We start from the raw sequence: 23,220 nt of genomic DNA, 5'->3' as shown, positions 1-23,220 counted from the left end.
ACGATTATCGTTTTTACCTGTTAATAATTTAAGAGACATATATTGTAATAAATTTACAGTGAGAAAGTGGCTCGATCTTAATAGTATTATTTTCAATATCAATTTTTTCAAGCTTTTCCTCTTTTAAATTAGTATAATACGCTTCTTTAATATCGAAATTAAAAGATAGCTTATCACCTACATCTAAATGATCTTTCCCATTAAATAAACGAATTATATACCCCTTATCATCTTCACTTTTTTTAATTGCACTTATTACAAGCTTATTCTCTGTTTCAAATAATGATATTGAAGAAGATAAAGTTTGTTCAACATCTTCTTGTGCAAAAATCAATCTTCCATTTAAGAAATCGGCATACTCATAAACTTCGATTGGCGTATTATATTCTTTTGCCAACTGATCGATATTAGCATCATTGATATTTGTAGAAAAAGTAGTAAAGCCCAGAGTGAAATCCATTTCCTTTAATAATTGTGCAGCCGGTGTAGCAATGATCCGTTCTCCTGATGCTCTTCCTGGACGATAAACTAGATTTTCTTTCCCCATAAAACCATATGTTCTAAATAAAGTTAATCTAATTTGATTTCCTCTTTCACCAATGATTTCATATTCACGGACGCCCTGAGGAATAAGCGTGATTCCTCTATTTTCATCAGCAAGACTCACGTAACTTTGAGTTGGTTCAATTGAAATTGGCGGTTCTTGCCATGAAGACTGATCATTGGCCCAATTGGCTAATTCGATAATTTTAGGTTTTTCAATTTTTTCTTTATTTCCTAATCCTTCTAGATACAAAGCCATTTCTTTTGCATATTCATTTGGCCGCTTAATTGATCCAAACTGTTGATCAGCATAATTAAATTTAGTCGTTAAAGCGCTATCAAAAAGAATGCATAAGCGATGTGATAAACCATGATTATCTACATGAACATTAATATCGATTACTTTTGCGCCTTTTCTCAATCCTACCTCTAAACTTACTGGTAACTTTGTACTTACTTTTCCTTCAGCCCGCTCTTGTAAATTAGCAGGAATAATCATTTCATAATTAATAAGTGCTTTTTGATATAAACTAGAACCAATAATATTATTAGTAAATCGACTATCAGTTGAATATACTTCGAAATCCTGACGTGGTGGAGAATAATTGAAACTATCACCATCATCACCATTTTCTACCAGAATCGCTTGATTTAAATAATGGAAATCAGCTATTTTATCATAGATATCTAAACTACCTTTTTCATTAACTTTGATTTGATAATATTCATTTTCCATGATATCTATTTTTGAAACAGTGTCATTAGAATGATCATCTAAGTCAATTGTATATTGAACATATCCTAAAGCTGGGACATCATTTGCTGCAACAGCGATCTTAACACGATAAACTTTAGCTGGCAGATAAATTTCTTTACTAGGATTCAATCTAATCGTTTGTGATAAAACATAATCGGTTAAATCTGTTTGTTCAATAATCGTATATTTAATAAGATTTCCAAAATTATCTTTAATTGCAAATTTGTCACCTGGTAAATAGGTTTCAAATACGATTGTATCATTACGTTTTTTAGGCAAAGTATTAAATAACGTAAGTGTAATTGTATTATTTGTTTCATTTTTAATTTTAGTTGCCATTAAACGTGAATGTAATTCAACTAAATTAACAGCAATATCCCGAGCTTGTTTATAGCGCATATAAACATCTTCATTAGCCGTATCTGAAATACAAGAACCAATTGAATCATGAGCTGCATTTTCAAATAATAATTTCCAAATTTCACCAACCGCCTCATGAGGATAATCGTTGCCCAAATGATACGATAATGTTAATAGCGGCTCTAAAATATTTGTTACATAATTTTGTACTTGGGTATTTAGTACTTTTAAATCACTTCGTGATGAAAAAATCGATTTATGAATTCGCATATGTTTAGCGATTACCAGCTCGCCACTAACTTCTTCTAGATCAGGAGCTTCATTTTTGACATCCTTGATATAATCTTCAACACAGCTGATCACATATTCATTATCAGGATCTTTTTGGTTTCTTTCTTTAATTAGTTCAGGTAAATTTTTACGCACCGGCGCTTGATCAAAACCATTAGGGAAGTAAATATGTTTCGTGGCACTTCTACCACCCGCTTTTTCAAAACATTCTTTTTGCCAAAATTCTTCACTATCTTTATCATCTTCAGGAATATTTCCCCCAATATAATAACCAAATGGAATTTGCGTTGCAAAGACTACACTGCCATCATCACCGCGCCAATTATAGTCAGTATGTTTGACCATATCATCACTGACACCACGCCAAAATAATGTATCTTCGATTCCAAATTGACGATAAATTTGGGGCATATTTCCAGCTTGTCCAAATGAATCAGGCACATAGCCAACATTCATATAACCACCAAAAGTTTCACAGCGTTTCATCCCATAATACATATTTCTAACGATACTTTCACCAGAAATTACTAGCTGATCGGTTTGCGTATACCATGGCCCAATAATTAATTTTTTAGCCTTAACTAATTTTTCAATTCTTTTTTTATCTTGCGGCATCCATTTAAGATAATCATCTAATAATGAACCTTGCGCATCAAGCATAAAATATTTAAAATCATCATTTGTCTCTAAAGTATCTAAAACATCTTTTAAATCTTTCATCAAATATACTTTTGATCTTGATGTCGTAAAATACCATTCCCGATCCCAATGTGAATGTGGGATCACATGTACTTTTCTTTTCATACTAACTCCTTTATAACAATAGGAAGATTTTCATCTCCCTATTAAATTTCTATTTCTATTTCAATATCATCTTCAGATAACTCATCCACTTCTTCACTACTATCGTTAAAATCAACTACTATTGGCGCAACGATGGCAATAAACAGTGCCCCAACAATAATTCCAACAAGATAAGCCCAGCCACTAGTAATCGAAACAAAGCCATACATACCACCTACTGGCGGAATATTGGCAGTGGCACCAAGTAAGCAGGCAATTCCCGCACCGAGGGCACCACCAATCATATTGATTGGTACTAAGCGACTAGCTTTTACAAGCGTGAAAGGAATCGCTCCTTCAGTAATCCCAATAAAGCCCATTACCCAGTTACCTTTCCCAGCTTCTTGAAAACTTGGTGAAAAACGTTTTTTCTTAATTACAGTAGCAATTGCATAAGCTAAAGGTGGAATACAGATGGCACAATTAATATAAACATTTGGCTGATAAATTCCTTCTGTCATTAAAACATTTCCCGCCATCCATGCAGATTTATTGATTGGTCCACCCATATCTGAAGCAATCATGGCTCCTAAAACCAAAGATAAAACTAATTGGCTTGTTCCACTATTGCACATCTCTTTTAACCAAGATACTAAAGCATCATTGATAAATGCTAGCGGCTCAGCTAAGACAACTCCCATAATGATTGCAACCGCACCAGTCGCTAAAAAAGGAGTAATAACTAGAGGCATCATTTGTTGCATTGAATCTGGTAAATGAATATGTTCTTTACACCATTTAACCACATATCCAGCAATAAAGGCTGCAACGACTGCTCCTAAAAATCCAGCTTTAGTATTAGTTGCTAAAGCCCCACCGATCAAACCAGCTCCGATTGCTGGTTTATCACCGATTGAAAAAGCTATAAAGCCACCTAAAACAGTATTAACTAAACCAATTCCGGTCCATCCTACTTGTTCTAATAAATATAAAATATGTAAAAATCCCTCTTTATCAGCATAGACATCTAAACTATTGATTCCCATGGCAACCCCAATCAACTTTGGAATTGCCACGATTAATGATGCGCCAATGATCAACGGCAGCATATAACCAATTCCGGTCATTAAATGACCTTTAGCATCTTTAAAAAACTTCTTCATCTTTTTTACCTCTCTTTTTATTTGTGTTATAATGAGAGTGCACACTACTCATTATAGTCTTGTGTAAGCAATTTGACTCCGCCAAGTTAAATTGCTTTTATTTTTTACTTTCAACTGCTTTAACACATTTTTTTATTACTGCTTCAGGGGCTTTGATACATGTTGTAATGTTAACACGAATTACAGGTTTTCCCTCAAAACGTTCCATCCCGATAATTTTTTGATCAGAAGCAATGATTACAAAATCACATTCTTTAGCTTCCTCATCACTAATCGTGTTGATCTGCCCCATACTTCCCTGTTGTTCCATTTTTAAATTATACCCTAATTTTGCGCCTGCTTTTTCTAAAGCTTTAGCAGCCATAGGTGTATGTGCTAGTCCTGCTGGACATGCTGAAATACCTACGATTTTCATTTAATCTACCTCCATATTTTTTAATATATAATCTTTTAGCTCTTTTTTATCAGTCACTGATTTTAACGTTTCTTTAAAATCATCTTCTAATAAACAAGTTGCTAATTTAGATATCATCATTAAATGAAGATTTCCTTCATTTTCTTCAGGAACGAGTAACGAAAATAAATAATTTACTTTCTTATCATCCATCGTTCCCCATTCTAATGCTTCATTACAGCGTAAATATAAGATTGCTGCTGTTTTTACATGACTGCTGCGAGCATGAGGAATTGCAAAACCATCTTGTAAACCTGTTGGAAACTCTGTTTCTCTTTTTTTTAAATCTTCAAGTAGTCCCTCACTACTATCACAGATGTCATTTTCAATTGCTTTATCAGCAATAAACTTCAGCATTTGTTCTTTAGTTTTAGCATTAACATCTAAATATATATAATTTTCTTTAAGCATCACACCGATACCTCCTTGCTACAACTCCAGTCTACCTGGAAAAACGTGATATTTCAACCAAAGCCATTTCCAGTTATAAGCGGAAAGATTTGTTTAATAAACCCAAAAATTTCCATTTTATATTGGAAATTAATTATTTGCATAAACAAACAATTATCTATACAATATAGACAGAATAAGGAAGGAATCGTGATAATAATGTTTCCATACAAACGACTAAACGAAATATTTGATTATGTTAAACAGGATAATATCGTCTCCGTAAAACAATTATCTTCACTATTAAACATAACTGATCGTACTATCCGCAGTGATATTCAGGCAATAAATGATGTTCTTGAAAAAAATGGGGCGCAAATAAAATTAAAAAGAAAAGCTGGATATTATCTTGAAATTAATGATTCAAAAAAATATCAAGAGTTTTTAAATACCATAAAACAGACAAGTAATCTTGAACTTGACACTTCTCAAGATCGAATCAAATATTTGTTGAATCTATTATTATATAGTGATGAATATATGACGCTTGATGATCTAGCTGATCATATTTATGTAAGTAAAAATACTTTACAAAACTATATCAAGAGTTTAAAAAATATCTTTTTGAAATATGATCTTGAATATATTTCAAAAACAAATATTGGTGTTAAAGTAATTGGTAATGAAGATGATAAACGAAAGTGTTTAGTTGAAAATGTATTATCGTATAATTTTCAAAATTATGTTACTGGATTTACTAAAGATGAATATGCGTTATTTGAGGGAATCGATCTTGACCTACTTAAACAAATCGTTTCTGATAAATTAAAACGTGCTAATATAAAAACTAGTGATTTTAATTTTAAAAATCTAGTGATTCATTTTGCTTTAATGATTTCTCGAATCCAATATGACTGCTATATCAATATTAATAATACGATCAAAATTGATGAAAATTATGCTAGTTTTATTAATGATATCTCTACTGAAATCGAAAATAATTTTAATATTACTATTAGTGAAGGTGAAAAGAAATATATATACTCACACTTAGTCGCTAATAGTCAATTAGATGATTTAGCTGCTAACGATAGTCGTATCAAAACTTTAGTTAAAGAATTATTGGATAATATTTATTTAGATTATAATTTTGATTTACGTAATGATGAAATCTTATTGAAAGACCTCTTCTTCCACTTTAAATCAATTTTAAATACTAAGTCGTTTGCCCTAAATAAACGCAATCCCTTATTAAACACAATTAAAACCAATTTTCCCTTAGCTTTTGATATCACACTAACCTGCACATCTAAAATATTTAACAGCCCACCGTATATTTTAACAGATGATGAAGTTGGTTATATTTCATTACATATTGGAGCTGCTATTGAACGCTGTTTCTCTGGCAGTCTTCAAAATAAAAGTGTGATTTTAGTCTGTGGTTCAGGTCAGGCAACAACAAGGATGTTAGAGGCGAGATTAAATGTTTTCTTTAAGGATAAAATTACGATTGTTCATAAAGCTTCGTATAATGAATTTATTAATTATACGAAAAGAGAATTAATGAATATTGATTTTGTTATTTCGACGATTCCTTTAAAAAGTGCTTTCATTCCAACTATAACCGTTGATTTCGCATTGAATAATCAGGATATCGAAGCTATTTCTAAATTTATTACTTCTATTTCTTTAAACAAATCAAAAAAGTCAAATAAATTTTTTGATAAAAATTTATTTATTCATTTAGATAAAATAGACTCTAAAGAAGCTTTACTAAAACAAATGTGCCAGTTAATGGAAAAGCAGAATATCGTTGACAGCGACTATTATGATTGTGTCATGGAAAGAGAAAATCTAGCAAAAACAAACATGAATGAAGTTTTCGCTTTACCCCATCCAATGCGTCTATGTGCTGAGGATACTAAGGTTGCAGTAGCTATCATTGACAAACCACTTACCTGGTATCAGCAGGATACTGTTCAAATCGTCTTTTTACTTGCAATAAAACAAGGTGACCAACAAGACATTGAGCACCTTTATGATATTTTTATTGAAATTGTTAATAATACTAAGTTGCAGCAAAGTATTATTCATAGCTATGACTATGACTCATTTATTAATAATCTATTAGAAAATATGATCTAACTATTCTTTGAGCATTTTGATAAAACACCTTTTCTTATCAAAAGCTATTCCATAGCCAAGCATATTTAGATACCCTCTACCCTTATCACTCTCTAGATATCTTTTTTCAATTATTTGATTACATGCTTCTATAGCTGTATCATACAAATCTTTATTTTTGCATATTTTTAATTCCAAGATAAAACCTCTTTTTTCTTTATTAACCGGCAAATACTTAATATCACTTCTGCCATCACCACTTTCAATATTAGAAAACAAATTATTATTATTTAATAATCCTAAAATAAAACCATGATAAAAACTTTCTTTACCATCATGGTAACTCATTGATTGCAGTAAAATATAATTTAATATCTCATTTGCTTTATTTTCATCTTTATCTAATAAGGCATCAATAAGCTTCTGACCATAGTTTTCTTGAATTTTATTGGCCCATTCTTGAAAAACATTTGTATATATTAGTTTAATTTCTTTATTAGGAATCATTAATCTATAACAATTTATATCAACATATTTAATAATTTTAAGATAACCTGTAAATAGCAGAAAACTATAAATATTATTAATATCATCCATTTCTCGATATGTTAGCTCCGGTTTGATTATTTTTTCAATACTTTCACCATTAATTAATAAATCAAATTCGTCTTTTAGTTTTTGATTCCCTTCAATGATATATTTATACACAATATCATTGCTGCTAGTATTAGCCCAAAATGGTATAGCAGCAATATTTCTATCTCCTAATAGTTCTTTTACATATAGCAATGTGCTCCAAGGATTATATATTTCTTTGTCATAGAAACAATAACCATCATACCATTCCTTGATATAGCCTTTTTTATCATAAAGATCGTAATATTTTAATAACTCATCAATTTCATTCTGTTCAAAACCAAAACAGTCACTTGAATATTGATTAAGTATAGATCTAACACTAAAATTATTTAACCCCGTAAAAATACTTTCTTTAGCTATTTGTAAACATCCTGTCAAAACTCCTCTTTCTAAAGAATCATTGGTTTTTAAAGCAGTGCTAAAGATATTTCTTAAAAATTCCACCATTTCATCATAATATCCATTAATATAAGCACTTTGTAATGGAACATCATATTCATCAATTAAAATAATTACATTTTGATGATAATGCTTTTTTAAACATTTGCTAATAAAATTCAAAGCATCTTGTAAATCAATTTCATTTTTTGTTTCTTTTTGATATTTTACTAAATTATCTTTATCTATTTCTTCTAAGTAATCACTATTTAATAATTCTAAATTATCATTTATTAAGTTTCTAACAATCTTACTAAATATTGCAATTTGATCATTAAATCTTTTACTTTTCATATCCTTCAAAGTAATAAAAATAACAGGATACTGATTTTGATGTTTCATAACTTCAATATTTTTACTTATTTCTAAGTTATCAAAAAGATAAGCATTTTCTTTTTGTTTAATTGAAAAAAAGTAATAAAGCATTGACATATTTAAAGTCTTACCAAATCTTCTAGGCCTTGTATACAAAATAACTTCTTCATTTATTAAATCTTCAATTAATTTGCTTTTATCAACATAATATACATTTTTATCAATTAACTTTTTAAAATTTTCTATTCCTATCGGTAACCCTTTCATCAAATTCAATCTCCCTATCTTTAAAATATCTTATATTAAGATTTTGTATACTAATTATTATTAGTATAACATATTTATTGGTAACTAATTGAAATAAATAATTTAATCTCATAAAAATAAAGATTTCATTTTATTGATCTTTTTAATATATGAACTAGCGTTGATTTTAAACTATTTAACTCTAAAACTCCAACTACATTATACACATATATACATGTGCTTTGCTACTATTTTAAATTTTATAACAAACTAATTTCTAATATAATTTTAACCTTCATCTTTCAGCCAAATTCCTATTGCTGTTATTAAACATTTACCAAGATATAATTAGTATTTAGTTTGTTTAATGTTATCATACATCATGACAGCTTCTAGAATTTTATAGACTATTACAGGTTTTTAAACTCACATAGAACCCTAGGTTTATCTATAGTACTCTTAATTAAATTGTATCATATTTATTTATCTGTCTATATACAGATATTTTCCACCTATCATAAAAAGAGAAGCAACGCTTCTCATTCAATAAATAAAATATCCAAATTAATGTGATATCGATTCTTAAATATAAAATTCCAAAATTGAATTAAATATATCATAACGTTAAAAGAAAATAAAAAATTAACTACTGTACGCACAATATAATTCTAGCAAAATTCCATATGGTAACAAAACCCGCTTGTCAATAAAAATATTTATTTTTTTGTCTTATTCTAGCAAAATTCCATATGGTAACAAAACTTAATATCATTATTATTTCACCTCGTATTTGTCTTATTCTAGCAAAATTCCATATGGTAACAAAACTATATTCTAAGTAGTCATTACCTTGGCTTAGTCTTATTCTAGCAAAATTCCATATGGTAACAAAACTGTAAGCGGAGTAATACTTTCATCATTAATGTCTTATTCTAGCAAAATTCCATATGGTAACAAAACAAGATATCAAGGTGATGTTAGAACTGTATTGTCTTATTCTAGCAAAATTCCATATGGTAACAAAACATTGTGACACTGATAGCATACATGTATTAGGTCTTATTCTAGCAAAATTCCATATGGTAACAAAACCTCAAAACAAATATTAGCATAGTTTTGAAAATTAATAAATATGAATTTTTACATATTTAGTAATCTTTTTATAAAGCTACATTTATCACTACCATTATTAATAAAATATTCTTTCATATATTCCTTCACCTCGTATAAATAGATCGGTTTATAACAGTTATTACAAATCATTTCACATACTTGTTCTTCATTAGCAAAATCTATTTTAATATTTTCCAACAACAGGATATTATCTAAATCAATATTTTCAATAAAATATTTACTATTTACAAATACAAGCAAAAAACAATTTTTCATACATGACAATAAATTTAAAATCTCAGGGCTAAGATAAGGTATTTCTAAAATAATAAAAATATAATCATATATTTTATTATTACTAATTATTTCGTTTATAAGTTTTAATTGAATAATAATGACATCTTCAAATGATAAATCATATTCATCACATTTATAGCCATCTATGTCAACATAGGGTTCAATTAATTTTGTTAATTTCTTCTCTGTCATGACATCATAATTAGTTTTAATTACAGAAATTTCATTAATTTGCTCACATAATGTCTCTAAAAGATAATTAATCGTATTTATTATATCTATGAGTTCTGGTTTATTAATCATAATTTCAAGATATTTAGCAACAAGAGAATTTGTTTGCATTTTAAAATCTTTATAAAGAGAAAAATTTTCATTTACATTAAATAATATTGATCTTTTTCTATTAACTAATTTATCATTAACATAAATTGAAACTTCCTTCCCAAATTCTTCACGATATTCATTCTTTATATTAGTAAAAAACAACCTAATATCTCTACAAAGACTATTTCTATATAAATAGTTATTCCCAACTATAAATTTATATTTATCTATTACTATATTATTTTTATCATTTCCTCTACAAATAGTTATTTTATTCATAATTTGATAAATGATTCACTATTTATCTTTTTTTCTTGATTTGATTTACCTCCAACTATTACTTCAATTTTAGAATATTGTTTTTCAGTAACTAACATTAGTCTAATTTGCCCTTCTTTTGGAACTGTTCTTCTTAACATTTCAATATGTTTTACAGCAGCCTCACGATTTGCAAAAAGTTTACAATAAACAGAAAATTGCATCATAATATAACCATTTTTAATTAAATACTTTCTAAATCTATTATATATTTTTATTTCATTTTTTGTGATCATTGGTAAATCAAACAAAAGAATTAATCTCATAAAATTATATATCATATAAATATGGTAGAGGAAAAATAAATGCTTTTGGATTACCTGTTTCTAACACTTTTAACAATGCTTCTATATATACATATATTGCATTAGCAATAGTTTGCTGTTGATTACAAATTTCAATTTTTTTGTCACTACATATTCTAATTAAACCTTCTCGATGTTTCTGTTTAAAAATAATCTCATCTCTCATATTCAAATATACATATTCATCTATTATAGGTCTAAATACTTCAATAATATCATCTGCAAGATTAAACATATTTTGCTTTCCGCGATGAAAAATACCAAAATTTCCCAAATACCCTTTAGCACAAATGATAGAACTAATCAAAGATCTGATAATACTATAACCATAATTTAATCCTGCGTTAATGATATCTTCATTCATTCTAACAAAATCAGATCCAAATAATTCTCTAAAATACATTTTTGCTGCTAACCCCTCTCTATTTGTCTCATCTCCTAATTGTATTTCATTTAAAAATTGTTCTAACTTAATAACTGTATTATAACCTTTATTTAATTTTCTTAATATTTCAATTTGATTATAAATTTTTGCTCTAATAATTAATTGGTGAGCTAACAACTTATTTTCATCTTTCCATGCTATTTGCTTATTTATATTTCCACTTTGCGCAAAATTACCATTCATTGGTAACAAATAACTTTGGGGAAGATGATCCATTCCACAAAAAATAACACATACATTATTTTCAGTTAATTTATTCATTAATTGAATACTTAAAGTAGCTTTATAATTATCAATTACTAATATCTGAATATCTGAAACTGGTATCAATAATTCATCATCACTAATTATGACTTTTAAATTATCAAGATATAATCTCAAACATTCACTTTTTTCAATATATATTACTCTATGACTCATATAACAAAAAAAGGCTCTTACGAGCCGATTCCGGGATAAACCCTTGTTTTGTTAGGTCATATGAAATTTTGCTAGAATATGACTACAGAAATGATAGCACACTACAATTCTAATTTCAAGTGATTATTTGTAACTTTATAAAGATTTCCTAATACATCAGTTGCATACTTTTCCACTTTTACAAATTTGCCAATTGAAAGCATTAATTGCTTAGAACAATGATAATCAATAGGTTTAACTTCTACAATATTTTTCTTATCATTATTAGTAGCTGTAAATTTTAAAATTTCCACATTATTTCCATCATGCTCGTTTTCATTTCTTGGATCAATGTACTTACTACCTTTTTTCTTAGCAATACCAATAAGTTCATCATGGTGAAAACTAGCAATAAATACAGCTTCATCACTAATCTTTTTAATTTCTTTTTGTTTTTTATACCAGTTTTCATCAATATAATAATTGTTTTTAGCCTTATTAAATTTTATATCACTATATCTTACTGTAACCATTTTATATTTACCTTTATCTAACCAAATATCACTACGATAAGATGACAATTGCAACAATACAACATTTTTTTGATTATCTTGCTTAACTTGATAATTATCTGTAATAGAAACATGATTTCCTAAATTTTCACTATCATATTTTATTGAAACAACAATTGGCCCATTTCCTTTTTTAGAGTATTTTGTAATAAAACCATGCTCTTCTTTATATTCTGTTAAAGGATTTTTTCCTTTAAGTTCAATTTCTCCTTTTTTATTCTTACTATAATACTTAGTATCATTTTTAAACGTATTATAATGATTCAATATAATTGCCTTAATTTTTTCAAACGTTTGATAATCATGTCGTTTCATTAAATATTTATCATCTTTTTCATTTAAAATATCTTCAGTTAAATGTTTAAATTTTGGATCATAAATATCTGAATACTTCTTTATTAATCGCTCATTTCCCTCAATGATTCTAGTACTATAGATTGTATCATCAGCAATTTTACGATTTGGTTTTGTATCAACTTTATGAGAAAATTTAATAACTTTAACATTCTTCAGATTAGAAATATATTCAATATATTTTGGATCTAAATACTTTTTATCGTCTTCTACTTTAATAATTTCACCCGTATCACTATTGTACAAATCATCTAGATCATATTTTGATAATAACGTATTTAACAAACCTAATTTTTTTATAGATGCAACAATCAAAGCATCTATTGCATGATGTGAATAATCCAAATCTCTATCTTTATCAAGTTTGATACGTTTTCTAAATGCATTTGTCGCTTGTCCTTTAACCGTATGGACCTTAGTTGGAATTTCATTATCTCTAAAATAATCTGTAAGTGTATTTAAAACAACTCTACATGCATATGATGTATCTACAAGATTACGATTAATAAATTCTTTTGCATTACTGTATTTAGTTATATCTTTATCATATAATAAATAATCTTTTTTCTTTCCATAAAATTGATTATTTGTATATACATATGCTTTATATTTTTCTAAACTACCTTTACTAAATTTACCTTTTAAAAAAGCTCCAATTGGTGTTAAATTCCCTTTTTCTTGATTTTCTAGATAAGTTACTAAAACTTTATTTGCTAAAGAATCATCCAAAGAAATTGATAATGGAATTATATGATCTATTTCATATGCATTTGGATCTCTAATAATCAAAGATAAATCTAAATCATTTTGATAATATGCACTTTTACCATTTTGTTGCATATATAATCTGATTTTTGTTTTTGTTTTAGCATTAATTTTATCAGGGTCGTAATTAGCTTCCAATAACAATTTATTAACTTCCTTATTCTCTTGCTCAAATTTCTCTTGTCTTCTTTTAATATTATTTTTTTCTTCTTTTGAATTCTTTGCACGAGTCATCTCAATTACTATAGAATCTAATTCACCATAATCTTTTCTAATTTTATTAATCACTTTAAAAGCTTCTCTTTGCGCTCTTTTAACTACTGGTGATAAAATTGCGTTTTCATCACATTCTATATTTTTTCTTCCTTTATATTTACCAATTTTTTGATGATAGAGTTTATTTTGATAAATAATTTGCATTTGATTCATTGAAGTTTTTAGCATTTCTTCATTTAATTCACGGAGTGCTTTAAATGATAATGAATGATACCCAGATATTGTAGTATTATTAGCTAAATCAATTAACAACTCATCAGACAAATTAATATTTAAATTTTTTAATCTTTCAATTCGTTCTTCAATAATTTTAGTTTCAACTAAAATTAAAATAATCTCATCTAATAATGTTGTCTCCATCAATAAATCTGATTTTCCAGCTTTATCAAAAATCTTTTTTAAAACTTTATATCCTTTAAATTCTGTTAAAAGTGGCTGCTCTTTCGTATTAATCCTAAAACCACTGATTTTATCTAAAGATACTCCTAATTCTTTAGCAAGTCCTTTAACTGTAATATTTCCTTTTTTTAAAACAATATTAATTAAATTTTGCTTTTCTTTTTCTGTTAGTTTTTCTCCTTCGATACTAAGATTATTTAAATCATTCAAAAAATTAAATAATTCTGCACTAAAACTTTGTTTTGGAGCCCGATATTCATCAGGATATAAACTACATTTACCACGCATTTTTTTAATTAAATCAATTTCCTGTAATTGTCCATACTCATCATAGAAAAAGCGACCATAAGGTGTAGGAGATTTCTTGCTACCTGGCCCTTCAGAGAAATGTCTACGTCTTCCAATCAATGAAATAATTGCTTTTATCCCATCTTCATCTATATTTTGATTTGATAAAATCTTTTCAACCTCTTTAATATAATCCTTTGTTTTAAAATTATTTTTTATGCCTCTTAATGATCCTTGCTCATTTAATCTTTTTAATTGGACTTTACAAACATATTCATCTTTTTCTAATTCTAAAAAATTTTGTGATAATATTGCCTTTGTCCCTTTTTCAGTACTTTTACTTTCTTCTTCAGCAACCTCTAAAGAACTTCCCCGATGCTTTGTAATATGCATCAAGGCACATGTCAATTCTTGGTTAGTTAATTTTTCTTCAAGACCTTTACATCTAATTTCATAAGGGTTATTTAATTCCTTATAATCACTAGAAAAAATATTTAACTCTTCTAATAATTTTTTCATATCAGATAGTCTATTTTTTCTACGTGATATTAACCTTCTAGATCCTCGTTTATTTCTTCTATTTTCATTATCTTCAGCGGTTGCTTCTTTAAATAACCGCACACCATAATCAATAAAATCACCTGTTTCTAAATCAATCAACCCATATCCTACTGATGCAATTCCAATATCAATTCCTAGTACTAATTTAGCCACTTTAACCCTCCTTTAATTTTATACATAAACTATATGTTCTAATTGTAAATTAGATCTTCTACAATATCAAATTTATATTCTAAATATACATCACATTTTACATGTAATAATCATTTTTATAACAATTATCTTCAAACATTAACTCTTTTCTCACAAATGTATTCACTATAAGTGAATATAAGAAGTTTTTTTATCCTTGTATAATTAATTAATAAACAAGGAGTTTTAACATATGAAAAATTATGATCATGAGTATAAAAAAATAGGTCTTAACATTAAAAAATATCGCCTTCAAGCAAATTTAACTCAGGAAGAATTATGCGAAAAAGTGGGTATTAGTATTAGTTATTTAAGTAAAATTGAAGCTCCAAATTGTAATAAGAGTTTTTCATTAGATCTTTTATACAGAATTTGTGATGTTTTAACGATTGATATAAAAAAATTATTTGAGTAGTGAGGTTAGAGCATGAAGATATTTTATGTATTTCAAAATCAAAGCAAAAAACAAGAACTAAATGGAAAATATTTATGGTCACCGCAAAAAAAATTAACTGGTGAAAATGACTTAGGTTATATAAATATGTCTAAAGTTCAAAAAGGCGATTTGATTTTTCATGGTGCTAATCAAGAAACTTTTGCTATTAGTATTGCTCAAAGTGACTGCTATGAAGCTAAACAACCTGAAGAATTAAAAAAATTAAAATCTCAACAAATCTGGAATAATAAAGGTTATATGGTAGATTGTGATTATAATTTACTTACACCACCTCTTGATATGAGACAACATCGAGAGTGGTTAAAAGAACATCAATTAAAAGGTGGCCCTTTTAACTCAAACGGTAGTGGTAATCAAAGATATTTATCACAAATAGATCTGGAACACGCTAAATATCTTCTTACTAAAATAAAAGAAACTGAAAAATTTAATAAAACCAAGGCTTTTATTCATGCTTTATTAACAGAAGCAATTGAATCAGATTTAGATTATGATCATGAAGAATTAGATGAAATAAATTCATCATTAGATGATTTTAAAAATGAAAGTTTTATTGAATCTGAAAAACCAGAAAATATTGAATTAACAATTTCAAATAATACTGGAATTCCTAGACCTAAAAGAAATAATAACAAAGCTAAAAATGCTTTAAAAAAAGCAAATTTTAAATGTGAAAATGACATATCCCATAAACTATTTTTACGAAAAGATGGAAAATATGAATATACAGAACCGCATCATCTTATCCCTCTTTCAAAATACAAAGAATTTGAATATAGCTTAGATGTTACAGCTAATATTGTTTCATTATGTAGTCACTGTCATAATCTATTACATTATGGTCGTTTAGAAGATAAAATGATTATTTTAGAAAAATTATATAACGAAAGAAAAGACTTATTATCTAAAAAAGGAATATCTATATCATTTGAACAATTACTTGATTATTACAAGTAATTGTTCTTTTCTTTAAATAACTAGTTAAAATTGTTATAATAAGCAAACAGGAGTGTGAATTATATGGATACTATAAAAGTAGTAGCGGCAATTATAAAAAAAGAAAATAAAATATTAATCGCTAAAAGAAAAAATGGTGCTTTTGCTGGAATGTATGAATTTCCCGGTGGTAAAATCAAATTTGGCGAAACTGATAAACAAGCTTTAATCAGAGAAATTCAAGAAGAATTAGAGACAACAATAAGTGTCGATAAATATTTTATGAATGTAAATTATAAATATCCAAACTTTATATTAGATATGAATTGTTATTTATGCTCATTAAAAGATAATCATATTAAATTAAATGATCATACTTCTATAAAATGGATTACATTAAATGAACAAAATATTAATTGGATTCCTGCTGATATCCAAATAATAAAAAAACTACAAGAACGAGGAATTTAATAATGACTTCAACTTTACAATCTAATCCAAAATTACATACATATAACCCCCAACCCAAGCTACTACTTAACAACTACAAACAAGGTATCAAAGTATCACACGAATTAATAACTCAATTAAATGCATGTGAGACATTTTACTTTTCTGTCGCTTTTATCAACAAATCAGGATTAGCCGTCTTAAAACAAACTTTAATAGATTTAAAAGATAAAGGAATTAGAGGTAAAATCATTACCTCAACATATTTAGGTTTTAATCACCCTAATGTATTTAAAGAATTACTAATATTTGATAATATTGAAGTTCGCATTTATGAAGATGAACAAATAGGCTTTCACCCTAAAGGCTATATCTTTAAAAATAATAACAATTATAAAATCATTATTGGTAGTTCCAACTTAACTCAGTCAGCTTTAGCTACAAATCAAGAATGGAATATTATGATTGATGCTAGTAGTGATAACGATTTTGTTGAAGAAATAAATAATGAATTTAAATTGCAGTGGCAACATTCTGTTCCTTTAACTAAAGAATGGATAGAAGAATATGAAAAAACATATATTCCTAAATCAATCCCCATTAATCATAAACACCAAAACATTCAGCCTAATTTGATGCAACAAGAAGCGCTTATTTCATTGAACGCTTTAAGAAACCAAAAAAAAGATAAAGCACTGCTGATTTCCGCAACCGGTACAGGCAAAACTTATTTAAGTGCCTTTGCTGTAAAAAATGCTGATCCTAAAAGAATGCTTTTTGTCGTTCACCGTGAAAACATTGTTCATGAGGCCATGAACACATATAAAAATATTATTAAAAATCATACTTTTGGTCTTTTTACTGGTAATGATAAAGATATAAACAGCGATTATATCTTTGCAACGATCCAAACTATTCATAAGCAAAAATATCGAGAGTTATTTAAACCGGATACATTCGATTATATTATTATCGATGAAGTTCATCGAGCTGGTGCTGCTTCATATCAAGAATTGATTGATTATTTTAAACCGCAATTTTTATTAGGAATGTCAGCTACGCCGGAAAGATCTGATCATTTTGATATTTATAAAATGTTTGATTATAATATCGCATATGAAATTCGTTTACAGCAGGCAATGGAATATGATTTATTATGTCCTTTTCATTATTATGGAATATCTGATATTGCTATTGATGGGATAAGTATCGATGATAAAACATCATTTAATAATCTCGTTACTGAAGTTCGGGTCAACCATATCATTGATAAAATTGAATTATATGGCTATTCTGGAAATAAAGCACGTGGCTTGATTTTTTGTAGTCGTAAAGATGAAGCAATAGAGTTATCGAATTTATTTAATCAAAAAGGCTATCATACAGTTGCTTTAACTAGTGATGATAGTGAAATAAAGCGCCAAAATGCCATTGATAAATTAGAAAATGATAATTTAGATTATATCTTTACAGTCGATATCTTTAATGAAGGAATCGATATTCCTAAAATAAACCAAATCATCATGTTACGTCCTACCCAATCAGCAATTATCTTTGTTCAACAACTAGGCCGCGGCTTACGTAAAAATGCTTCTAAAGATTATGTTGTCGTTATTGATTTTATTGGTAATTATGAAAAGAATTTTTTGATTCCGATTGCTTTAAGCGGCAATTATACTTATGACAAAGATAGTCTAAGGAGATTTGTAAGTGAAGGTAGTTTATTATTGCCTGGGGCTTCAACGATTGACTTTGATTTAATTTCTAAAAAGAAAATTTATGAAGCTATCGATCAAGCTAAATTTAATGATCTAAAAATAATCAAAGACAGTTATCAGCAGTTAAAGGATAAATTAGGAAGAATTCCTAATTTATCAGATTTTGATAAATATGATTCAATCGATCCCTTAAGAATCTTTCAAAACAAAAGTCTTGGATCCTATCATAAATTTCTAAGCAAATATGAAAAAGAATATCCGATCAAATTTACAAGACTGCAAGAAAAATATCTTGAATATATTTCCAACAAATTGGCAGCTGGTAAACGAATTCATGAACTATTAGCTGTTAAGCTCTGTATCGAAAATAAAAACAATATCATCACACTATTAAAAAAACAGCTGTGCCATGATTATAATATTGAATTTAAAGAAGTAAATTATCTACCTATTATCAACCAGTTAAAACAAGAATTTGCCACCGGTGGAGCTAAAGCTACTTTTCAAGAGGCAATTTTTATTGACGATGATTTAAATGTTCATCCGCAATTAAAAAATTTATTAAAAGACAAAGATTTTAAAAATCAATTGCTTGAAGTAATTGATTTTGGTATCAGCCGTTATCAACGATATTACAATGACCGATATAAAAATACTGATTTATGCCTATATCAAAAATACACTTATGAAGATGTCTGTCGTTTATTAAACTGGGAAGTAAATGCTGTACCTCTTAATATTGGCGGCTACAAATATGATCAGCGAACTAACACGATGCCAGTTTTCATCAATCATGATCATGATGCCATTCATGGCGGTAAATATTTACATCGATTTATTGATAACAGCACTCTGATTTGTTTTTCTAAACCAAATCGAAGCATAGATTCTGATGAAATCCAAAGAATTTATGATGAAGATAATAACCATATCCAAATACATTTATTTGTAAGAAAGAACAAAAATGATACTACTTCCAAAGAATTTTATTATATGGGACGATTACATGCGATAGATGAACCTATCAATGTAAAACTCCCTGACAATAAAAATTCGGCCATCCAGTTTACATATAAATTAGAAACTCCGATCAAAGATGCTTTATTTAGCTATCTTACAAGCAAAACTTGATCATTTAAATTCATCTTTTTACAATACTTTACTTAAAAACTGGTATAATAACTTCGAGGTGATTAATTAATGAAAGAATGGGATTTAAGTAAATTATATACATCATTTAATGATCCAAATTTTATTAATGATTTTAATAAAATCATTACGATTCAAGATCAAATCAATACTTATCGTAATCATCATGATGTTAAAGCCCTAGAAAATTATCTAAAAGACACTATAACGATCAATGAAATGATTGAAAAATTAGCTAATTTCATCAGTCTTACTTTATCAGTTGATACCACTAATAAAGATGCCTTAAAATATAGTGATCAATTAGACACTCTACTAGCGTCATTTGTCGAAGACGACACTTTAAATCAACAATGGATCGCTTCTTTTGCTTTAGATACCCTTGATTCTAAACTGATCAAAGAACATCTATTTATTCTAAAAGAAATCCAACAAAACCAAAAATATACTTTAGATAAAAAAAGCGAAAGTATCATTGCCCATATGCAAAATACTGGAAGTAACGCTTTTAGTAAATTAAAAGACCAGCTTATTTCTTCAATTGAAGTCAATATTGATAATCAAAAATACCCTTTAACTGAAGTTTTAAATATGGCTTATAGCAAAGATAAAGAAACTAGGAAAAAAGCTTATGAAGCAGAAATCAACAGCTATCAAGATAAAGAACAAGCTATCGCTGCTTGTTTAAACGGAATCAAAGGTGAAGTTTTATACACGACTAAGCTGCGGGGGTATAAAAATGAATTAGAACGGACGTTGATCAATGCCCGAATGTCTAAAGAAACGCTAGATGTTTTACTTGAAACAATAAATGAAAATCTTCCTCTTTTTAGAGATTATTTAAAAATCAAAGCAAACCACTTAGGCTATCAAAACGGCCTACCATGGTACGATCTATATGCACCTGTAGTTGAAGATAATACCAGCTATCCCTATGAAACAAGCTGTGAATTCATCATTAAACAATTCAATACTTTTTCTTGTCATCTAGGTGATTTTGCTTTCCAGGCAATCAATAATAACTGGATCGACGTTTACCCTCATAGCGGTAAAGTAGGTGGCGCTTTTTGTTGTAATTTGCATAGTCTCAAAGAAAGCCGTTTTCTTTTAAACTATGGTAATAACTTCGCTGATGCAATTACGATGGCTCATGAATTAGGACATGGTTTTCATGGTGAATGTTTAAATAATGAATCGATTTTAAATAGCGCATATCCGATGCCAATTGCGGAAACAGCATCTACTTTTTGCGAAACGATCGTAACCAAAGCCGCTTTAAAAGATGCCGATGATAAAACTAAACTAGTTTTATTAGAAGATGAATTATCTGGTGCTACTCAAGTAATCGTTGATATTTATTCAAGATTTTTATTTGAAAGCCGCTTTTTTGAAAAGAGAGAAAATGGTGCTCTAGCCGTCGCTGAAATCAAAGAATTAATGACTCAATCACAAATTGATGCTTATGGTGATGGTCTAGATCATAATTATCTTCATCCATATATGTGGACTTGGAAACCGCATTACTATTATGCCGATTGCTCTTTTTATAATTTTCCCTATGCTTTTGGACTTTTACTAGCTAAGGGATTATATGCAAAATATCAAAAAGAAGGTCCAGCATTTAGTAATACTTATGAAAAGTTATTATCTTTAACTGGTAAAATGTCATTAGAAGATGTTTGTTTAAGTGTTGATATTGATTTGAAAGATAAAGCTTTTTGGCAAAGTTCTATTGATACTTTTAAAGAAGATCTTGAATTGTATCAAAAATTATTAAAAGCTGTTAAAACAGTCTAAACTGTTTAACAGCTTTTTATTTAAATAACACTAAATAGACATCCATTTCGTTAACAGCTAAAAACTGCTTGATCGTATCTTTGGCAATATCTAAAGCTTCCTGATATGGATAGCCATAAATTCCTGATGAAATCAAAGGAAAAGCAATTGAATGACAATTATACTGCTTGGCTAAAAGTAACGAATTTTCATAACTGCTAGCTAACAATTCTGCTTCATGATGTTTGCCATCCTGGTAAACAGGACCAACTGCATGAATAATATATTTAGCCTTTAAATCATAACCATTAGTAATTACCGCCTGCCCTGGTGGACAATATTTTTTCAAATTACATTCTGCTTGTAATTTAGTAGCTCCAGCCCGTTTAAAAATAGCACCACAAACACCGCCACCCATCTTCAAACCAGAATTTGCTGCATTAACGATCGCATCAGTTGCCATCAAAGTAACATCACCATAAATAATTTTTAATCCCATAATTCAAACTTCCTTTTTATTTCCGCTAATATTTTTTAAAACTTAACTTTGAATTTACTACTATCTAAATTTTACTAAATATTATCTAATATTAAAACATCTTATCTATAATTTTTACTATTAACATGTTAAAATATGATAGAGGAGAAACGTATGTCTAATAAAATTCTAACAACTGAAATCCAAAATGTAGTTGAAAATCAAATCAAAATGAAAAAACCCCAATGCACCAATGAAGCATATATAAGGCTTCAACAAGAAGGATGCAGTAAGCAGGAAGCTAAACATTTAATTGGCAAGGTTTTAGAAAAACATATTCGAAATATGATCATGTATCAAACTACATTTAACGAAACTTCTTATGCTAACGACTTAGCTAAACTCTCAAAAACAAATACAATTACTACAACTGAACTCATTTACCAAGGATATGACTATTTTCACGATGATAACTTTGATCAATGTCTTAAACTGTGGTCATCAGCATGGCATGAAATAAAAACAGCTATTAAGCAAAGCAATCAACTCAAAGTTACTCTTGAATGGTTAGAAATCCTGCTCGATTATGAAGATACAATAAAAAGCTGGTTTGATGATTTTTTAACAGCTCTATGCAACAATCATGACATTTTACAGCAAAAAGAATTTTTGAATGAGGTACTAACTTTATTTACTTGCAATAATCATGAATTAGACCATTTCAAAGCTGCCTATGGTGAATGTTTAGTGTTTTTAAAAGAAGATGATCAAGCTTATAAATGGTATAATAATTGGCTTGAAGAAGATGGCTCTAATTATACTTGTCTTGAATCTTACCTATCTAGCTTGATTCATCAAAATAAACTCGATTTTGCTAAGGAATTAATAGATAAATATATCGATCCAGAAATCGAATGTGATTTTGATACATTATCACTATTTTGCACTTTAACATTATATTATACTTTAACTAAAGATAATAAAACTCATGATCTATATCAAAATAAAATAGATACATTTCATAATTCTTTTTTTAAAAAAGATCACCATTCAACAAAACAACATGTAAAAAAACAAGCAAGAAAAAAGATTCGTCATAAATCTAAACGTAAAAAATAAAGACATCATATTTATAAATTGGAGAA

General features: G+C 28.1%; 17 protein-coding genes and 1 CRISPR repeat array. Of the genes, 7 read left to right on the top strand and 10 right to left on the bottom strand.

Annotation, left to right across the window (positions count from 1 at the left end; translation table 11 throughout):
- Nucleotides 1–28: 28 nt before the first annotated feature.
- The 4 genes from mngB to OC535_RS09120 all read right to left on the bottom strand — a co-directional run bounded on the left by mngB (nucleotide 29) and on the right by OC535_RS09120 (nucleotide 4,762).
- A complete protein-coding gene (gene mngB, locus OC535_RS09135; RefSeq protein WP_498823633.1) occupies nucleotides 29–2,755 on the bottom strand; it encodes a mannosylglycerate hydrolase in 2,727 nt (908 codons plus the stop codon).
- Between the two features lie 41 nt (nucleotides 2,756–2,796).
- A complete protein-coding gene (locus OC535_RS09130; RefSeq protein ID WP_027090777.1) occupies nucleotides 2,797–3,897 on the bottom strand; it encodes a PTS fructose transporter subunit IIC in 1,101 nt (366 codons plus the stop codon).
- A gap of 97 nt (nucleotides 3,898–3,994) precedes the next feature.
- The gene (locus OC535_RS09125; RefSeq protein WP_024722608.1) at nucleotides 3,995–4,312 is read right to left on the bottom strand and encodes a PTS fructose transporter subunit IIB; all 318 of its coding nucleotides are present in this window, start codon (nucleotides 4,310–4,312) and stop codon (nucleotides 3,995–3,997) included.
- The gene (locus tag OC535_RS09120) at nucleotides 4,313–4,762 is read right to left on the bottom strand and encodes a PTS sugar transporter subunit IIA (RefSeq protein ID WP_034595847.1); all 450 of its coding nucleotides are present in this window, start codon (nucleotides 4,760–4,762) and stop codon (nucleotides 4,313–4,315) included. It lies immediately after the preceding gene.
- Nucleotides 4,763–4,960: 198 nt separating this feature from the next.
- Between OC535_RS09120 and OC535_RS09115 the strand changes: the two genes are divergently transcribed.
- The gene (locus tag OC535_RS09115) at nucleotides 4,961–6,886 is read left to right on the top strand and encodes a BglG family transcription antiterminator (RefSeq protein ID WP_498823705.1); all 1,926 of its coding nucleotides are present in this window, start codon (nucleotides 4,961–4,963) and stop codon (nucleotides 6,884–6,886) included.
- Here OC535_RS09115 and OC535_RS09110 read toward each other — a convergent pair whose 3' ends face one another.
- The 5 genes from OC535_RS09110 to cas9 form a co-directional block, all read right to left on the bottom strand.
- Nucleotides 6,887–8,524, bottom strand: a complete 1,638-nt coding sequence (locus OC535_RS09110) for an AAA family ATPase (protein WP_498823632.1) — start codon at nucleotides 8,522–8,524, stop codon at nucleotides 6,887–6,889.
- A 639-nt stretch (nucleotides 8,525–9,163) separates the two neighbouring features.
- Nucleotides 9,164–9,595: a CRISPR direct-repeat array (repeat unit 36 nt; unit sequence GTCTTATTCTAGCAAAATTCCATATGGTAACAAAAC).
- A gap of 48 nt (nucleotides 9,596–9,643) precedes the next feature.
- Nucleotides 9,644–10,399 (bottom strand): hypothetical protein, encoded by a 756-nt coding sequence (locus OC535_RS09105; protein ID WP_155855652.1) that lies wholly within the window; start codon nucleotides 10,397–10,399, stop codon nucleotides 9,644–9,646.
- Between the two features lie 113 nt (nucleotides 10,400–10,512).
- Entirely contained in the window at nucleotides 10,513–10,821 is a 309-nt protein-coding gene (gene cas2, locus OC535_RS09100) for a CRISPR-associated endonuclease Cas2 (protein ID WP_024722635.1), read from the bottom strand.
- Nucleotides 10,822–10,825: 4 nt separating this feature from the next.
- Entirely contained in the window at nucleotides 10,826–11,725 is a 900-nt protein-coding gene (gene cas1 / locus OC535_RS09095; RefSeq protein ID WP_498823631.1) for a type II CRISPR-associated endonuclease Cas1, read from the bottom strand.
- 101 nt (nucleotides 11,726–11,826) lie between these two features.
- Nucleotides 11,827–15,072: a type II CRISPR RNA-guided endonuclease Cas9 gene (gene cas9, locus OC535_RS09090; protein ID WP_498823630.1), complete on the bottom strand. Its 3,246-nt coding sequence runs from the start codon at nucleotides 15,070–15,072 to the stop codon at nucleotides 11,827–11,829.
- Nucleotides 15,073–15,304: 232 nt separating this feature from the next.
- Here cas9 and OC535_RS09085 point away from each other — a divergent pair, with 232 nt between their 5' ends.
- The 5 genes from OC535_RS09085 to OC535_RS09065 all read left to right on the top strand — a co-directional run bounded on the left by OC535_RS09085 (nucleotide 15,305) and on the right by OC535_RS09065 (nucleotide 21,618).
- Nucleotides 15,305–15,526: a helix-turn-helix domain-containing protein gene (locus OC535_RS09085; RefSeq protein ID WP_024722638.1), complete on the top strand. Its 222-nt coding sequence runs from the start codon at nucleotides 15,305–15,307 to the stop codon at nucleotides 15,524–15,526.
- A gap of 12 nt (nucleotides 15,527–15,538) precedes the next feature.
- Nucleotides 15,539–16,525, top strand: a complete 987-nt coding sequence (locus OC535_RS09080) for an HNH endonuclease (protein WP_227053379.1) — start codon at nucleotides 15,539–15,541, stop codon at nucleotides 16,523–16,525.
- A gap of 63 nt (nucleotides 16,526–16,588) precedes the next feature.
- The gene (locus OC535_RS09075) at nucleotides 16,589–16,975 is read left to right on the top strand and encodes a (deoxy)nucleoside triphosphate pyrophosphohydrolase (protein WP_024722640.1); all 387 of its coding nucleotides are present in this window, start codon (nucleotides 16,589–16,591) and stop codon (nucleotides 16,973–16,975) included.
- Between the two features lie 2 nt (nucleotides 16,976–16,977).
- Nucleotides 16,978–19,803, top strand: coding sequence for a DEAD/DEAH box helicase (locus OC535_RS09070; RefSeq protein WP_498823629.1), 2,826 nt, complete (start codon nucleotides 16,978–16,980; stop codon nucleotides 19,801–19,803).
- Between the two features lie 69 nt (nucleotides 19,804–19,872).
- Nucleotides 19,873–21,618 carry a M3 family oligoendopeptidase gene (locus OC535_RS09065; RefSeq protein WP_498823628.1) on the top strand — a complete coding sequence of 582 codons (1,746 nt, stop codon included), beginning with the start codon at nucleotides 19,873–19,875 and terminating at the stop codon, nucleotides 21,616–21,618.
- 16 nt (nucleotides 21,619–21,634) lie between these two features.
- Here OC535_RS09065 and OC535_RS09060 read toward each other — a convergent pair whose 3' ends face one another.
- Entirely contained in the window at nucleotides 21,635–22,096 is a 462-nt protein-coding gene (locus OC535_RS09060) for a macro domain-containing protein (protein ID WP_498823627.1), read from the bottom strand.
- Between the two features lie 153 nt (nucleotides 22,097–22,249).
- Between OC535_RS09060 and OC535_RS09055 the strand changes: the two genes are divergently transcribed.
- A complete protein-coding gene (locus OC535_RS09055) occupies nucleotides 22,250–23,194 on the top strand; it encodes a hypothetical protein (RefSeq protein WP_498823626.1) in 945 nt (314 codons plus the stop codon).
- The last annotated feature ends 26 nt before the right edge of the window (nucleotides 23,195–23,220 follow it).

This window comes from Clostridium sp. Marseille-Q5894 (assembly GCF_946902305.1).
In the GTDB taxonomy this organism is placed as follows: domain Bacteria; phylum Bacillota_I; class Bacilli_A; order Erysipelotrichales; family Coprobacillaceae; genus Thomasclavelia.
Note: the sequence above shows the minus strand (reverse complement) of the source record. Positions and strands in the feature narration are given on the sequence as shown.

Excerpts from the sequence above, each read along its gene's own strand:
- OC535_RS09055 (WP_498823626.1), top strand. The coding sequence starts at position 22,250 with ATGTCTAATAAAATTCTAACAACTGAAATCCAAAATGTAGTTGAAAAT.
- OC535_RS09125 (WP_024722608.1), bottom strand. The coding sequence starts at position 4,312 with ATGAAAATCGTAGGTATTTCAGCATGTCCAGCAGGACTAGCACATACA.
- OC535_RS09080 (WP_227053379.1), top strand. The coding sequence starts at position 15,539 with ATGAAGATATTTTATGTATTTCAAAATCAAAGCAAAAAACAAGAACTA.
- OC535_RS09070 (WP_498823629.1), top strand. The coding sequence starts at position 16,978 with ATGACTTCAACTTTACAATCTAATCCAAAATTACATACATATAACCCC.
- OC535_RS09110 (WP_498823632.1), bottom strand. The coding sequence starts at position 8,524 with ATGAAAGGGTTACCGATAGGAATAGAAAATTTTAAAAAGTTAATTGAT.
- cas1 (WP_498823631.1), bottom strand. The coding sequence starts at position 11,725 with ATGAGTCATAGAGTAATATATATTGAAAAAAGTGAATGTTTGAGATTA.
- mngB (WP_498823633.1), bottom strand. The coding sequence starts at position 2,755 with ATGAAAAGAAAAGTACATGTGATCCCACATTCACATTGGGATCGGGAA.
- OC535_RS09120 (WP_034595847.1), bottom strand. The coding sequence starts at position 4,762 with ATGCTTAAAGAAAATTATATATATTTAGATGTTAATGCTAAAACTAAA.
- OC535_RS09075 (WP_024722640.1), top strand. The coding sequence starts at position 16,589 with ATGGATACTATAAAAGTAGTAGCGGCAATTATAAAAAAAGAAAATAAA.
- OC535_RS09060 (WP_498823627.1), bottom strand. The coding sequence starts at position 22,096 with ATGGGATTAAAAATTATTTATGGTGATGTTACTTTGATGGCAACTGAT.
- cas2 (WP_024722635.1), bottom strand. The coding sequence starts at position 10,821 with ATGAGATTAATTCTTTTGTTTGATTTACCAATGATCACAAAAAATGAA.
- OC535_RS09130 (WP_027090777.1), bottom strand. The coding sequence starts at position 3,897 with ATGAAGAAGTTTTTTAAAGATGCTAAAGGTCATTTAATGACCGGAATT.
- OC535_RS09085 (WP_024722638.1), top strand. The coding sequence starts at position 15,305 with ATGAAAAATTATGATCATGAGTATAAAAAAATAGGTCTTAACATTAAA.
- OC535_RS09065 (WP_498823628.1), top strand. The coding sequence starts at position 19,873 with ATGAAAGAATGGGATTTAAGTAAATTATATACATCATTTAATGATCCA.
- OC535_RS09115 (WP_498823705.1), top strand. The coding sequence starts at position 4,961 with ATGTTTCCATACAAACGACTAAACGAAATATTTGATTATGTTAAACAG.